Origin of the sequence: Streptomyces sp. rh34 (genome assembly GCF_002551245.1) — a bacterium.
In the GTDB taxonomy this organism is placed as follows: Bacteria; Actinomycetota; Actinomycetes; order Streptomycetales; family Streptomycetaceae; genus Streptomyces.
Genome location: NZ_NTGZ01000440.1, coordinates 1 through 3,234 on the forward strand (window position 1 = coordinate 1; position 3,234 = coordinate 3,234).

Consider the following 3,234-nt stretch of genomic DNA (forward strand, 5'->3'; position numbering starts at 1 on the left):
CCCGCTCAGAGATGTGTATAAGAGACAGGCCCAGAGCCCGGGCCAGGACGGCAGTTCGCGTCCCAGGCTCTCGGCCAGCCGCTCGGCGAGGCGGGCGACCGGGAGGTGTTCGAGCAGGCGGGGGTCGTCCGCCAGGGCGCGGGCCAACGCGTCCGGGTCGGAGTCGCGACGGTCGCCGTGGGCCGCCCACCAGCCGGCCCGGGCCCACAGCCGCTCAGGGCCCCCGGGCTCGCGTGCCGTCTCGGCGGGCCCGAGCGCGGGGACGGCGGCGATGACGGCGTCGGGGACGCCGTCGCGCCGGGCCGTGTCAGGGGCGGCGAGTGCGGTGACGAGGGCGCAGTGCGCGGCGTAGGAAGCGCCGACGGCGACGACCTCCCCGTTGCTCCACACCTGTGCGCGCACCCAGGCGACGGTGGCCGCGCCGTCCGTCCTCTCGTGGCCCCGGTAGGGGTGCCACTCCCCCGGTGAGCCGTAGCGGCCGCGTACGTCCTGGGCGACGGCGGCGAACCCGTGCGCCGCCCAGCCGCGCAGTTCGGCGCGGTGGGCGTCGCGCCCGTAAGGGGTTCTGATCAGGACGGCGGGGAAGGGGCGGGTCCCGTCGGGGAGGCATACGTCGGTGGCGAGTGCGGTGCCGTCCGGCGTGGGGACGTACACCGTACGGGTGTTCACGGGCGCGCCTCGGCGGTCCGGGCAGCGGCGCGTGCCCGCACCGGCGTCGGAGCGGGCAGAGGCGCGACGTCCGGGACGGGGAGCACGGGGTGCTCGGTGAGGGTGAGATCGCGCAGGTCGATGCGGCGCAGCCGCCGGCGCACCGGGAGAACGGTCGCCCGGCCCTCCCTGGCTTCAGCTTCAACTTCCGCCCCGGCTCCGGCTTCGGCTTCGGCTTCGGCTTCGGCTTCGGCTTCGGCTTCGGCTTCGGCTTCGGCTTCGGCTTCGGCTTCGGCTTAGGCGTCCGGTGTCCGGCCCAGTACGCGGCGAGTTCACGGTGGGCGGGGGTGGCCGCGAGTCTGCGGAGCCGGATGTGACGGGAGGTGACGTCTCCCGGGGCCGCGGCAAGAGGTTCGGTCCAGCTGTGGGCGCCCTCACGGTGGCAGCGCAGCCAGGCGATGCGCCGCCCGGGCAGCCGGTCCGCCGCGTCCCAGAGACCTTCGGGCACGGGCGAGTCGAGGCACCACACCACGGCGACGCGTCCTTCGGCGCCGCGGTCCGGGCTCGCCCGGGAGAGCTCCGCCACACCGTCCGGAGTGATCCGGTGGACCTCGGCCCCTTCGGCCCCGGCACAGCGCGCCACCGGCACGGTGAGCACGGGGTCGCCGAGGACGTGGACGGTACGGCCTTCGAGCGGAGCCCGGGACGGAGCGGACACCGCGTACCCTCCTTGCTCGAACGCCGCGACGAGCCGGGTGAGTTCGGCCGCGTGCGCGCCCTCGTTCCGCGCCTCCTCCCCCGTCAGCCGACGCACCAGGTCCTCGCCGGCGACGCCGCCGGTGTCGATGCGCAGGAACTCCCCTCCGGAGGTCCGGAGCACGGGGGCGCCACCGGGGACGGTGACGATCCCGGTGCCGGGAGCGAGTCGACTGCGGGTCACGGATTCCTCCGGAGCTGAGAGCGGGAAGCGGGGAAGTGACGTTCGGGGGCTGAACGGGGCGGACCCGCCCGGGATGTCACCGGGCGGGCCGCCCCCGCGCTACGCGGGAAACCTGCCGTCAGCGGCAGGTGTCGCCTACTTCTCGGCCGGGGCGTCGGCCTCGACGGCGTCGTCGAAGGGGTTCTCGACGAGGGCGTTCGAGTGGGTGGCGGAGAGGTGGGCGAGCTGGCCCTGGTCGGCGATCGGGCTGAACACCTTGTTCTGCTCCATGAGTCGAAGTCTCCATTCGGTCGGTTCGGACGGGTGTCGGTCGCGGCGTCGGTGCGTGCCGCAGCACAGACACTAATGAATATGATTTTCGTTCCGCAATAGCTGGAGCGGGTCGAGAGGGTGATCTGGGTAACAGACCGGCCAGCCACCCTCACTGTCGATCCCCACCCGGCCCTCCACGCCGAGGACTTCGGCCAGCAGACGCCGGGTGACCACCTCGGCCGGAGGCCCGTCGGCGGCGACGCGCCCCTCGCGCAGGGCGACGATCCGATCGGCGAACCGCGCCGCGTGGTTGAGGTCGTGCAGCACCATCACCACCGTCAGACGGCGCTCCGCGCGCAGCCGTACGACCGTCTGGAGCACCTCCAGTTGGTGCCGCAGATCGAGATAGGTGGTCGGCTCGTCGAGGAAGAGCACGCGGGCGTCCTGGGCCAGCGCCATGGCCAGCCGGACCCGCTGGCGTTCGCCTCCGGACAGCGCGTCCACGGGCCGGTCGGCCCAGGCGGTGACGCCGACGTCCGCGAGCGCCCGCGAGGTCACCTCGTCGTCGCCCTCCCGCAGCATCCCGAGCGGCCCCCGGGCGGCATAGCGCCCCTGGCGCACGAGTTGCCGCACGGTCAGTCCCGGTACGGCGGGCGCTGACTGATGGAGCAGGGCGACGCGCCGGGCGGCGGTGCGGCGGGGCAGCCGCGCCACGTCGTCGCCTTCGAGCAGGACGCGCCCGCCGCTCGGGGTGAGCAGCCCGGCGGCCAGCTTGAGGAAGGTGCTCTTGCCGCAGCCGTTCAGCCCGATCAGGGCGACCAGTTCGCCGGCCCGGACACTCAGGTCCACCCCGCGCAGGACCATCCGTCCGGGGTAGCCGAAGGCCAGCCCCTCCGCCCGGACGACCTCCGGGCCGGGCACCACGCCCGGTTCCGCTTCCGGCCCGGCCACCTCCGCCGGGCTCGATTCCACTTGTCCGGTCAGGCCTTCCGGCATGCCACCCTCCTCATCCAATGTCCTCCACTTCCGTCGGCGTCGACGGCGGCGTCGACGCCGCCGCCGTGTCCCGACCGCGTACCGCTCTCCGTCATCGCTCGTCCGCCCGTCGCCGCGCCACGACCATCAGCAGCGCCGCCCCCACGAAGGTGGTCAGGGCGCCGACCGGAAGGGTCAGCCGGTCCGCGTCGAGCGCGGTGGCCAGCAGCCGGGACAGCAGCTGGGCGGCGGCGTCCGCCCCGCACACCACCGCCCCGCCGAGCAGCGCGGCACCCGGAAGGGTGATGCGCAGGTCGGCCCCGAAGACGGCCAGCGCCAGATGGGGCACCAGCAGCCCCACGAAGCCGAGCGCCCCCACGGCCGACACGGCGCCGGCCGTCAGCGCCACGGCGCAGACG

4 protein-coding genes and 1 pseudogene are annotated in these 3,234 nt (G+C 74.5%); all 5 read right to left on the reverse strand.

Annotated features, from left to right (window positions below; genetic code table 11):
* Positions 1–669: CocE/NonD family hydrolase (locus CR470_RS36870; protein ID WP_143663975.1), on the reverse strand; the 669-nt coding region annotated here is incomplete at its 3' end.
* A pseudogene (locus CR470_RS40970) lies at positions 666–1,588 on the reverse strand (hypothetical protein). The gene CR470_RS36870 and the pseudogene CR470_RS40970, both read right to left, overlap by 4 nt.
* 135 nt (positions 1,589–1,723) lie before the next feature.
* Complete coding sequence (gene amiA, locus CR470_RS40975) at positions 1,724–1,858, reverse strand: streptamidine family RiPP (protein WP_257139051.1); 135 nt, start codon at positions 1,856–1,858, stop codon at positions 1,724–1,726.
* Between the two features lie 72 nt (positions 1,859–1,930).
* A complete protein-coding gene (locus CR470_RS36885) occupies positions 1,931–2,836 on the reverse strand; it encodes an ABC transporter ATP-binding protein (RefSeq protein WP_373561473.1) in 906 nt (301 codons plus the stop codon).
* 91 nt (positions 2,837–2,927) lie between these two features.
* Positions 2,928–3,234 (reverse strand): iron chelate uptake ABC transporter family permease subunit (locus tag CR470_RS36890; protein WP_143663976.1); only part of this gene is annotated, 307 nt, incomplete at its 5' end.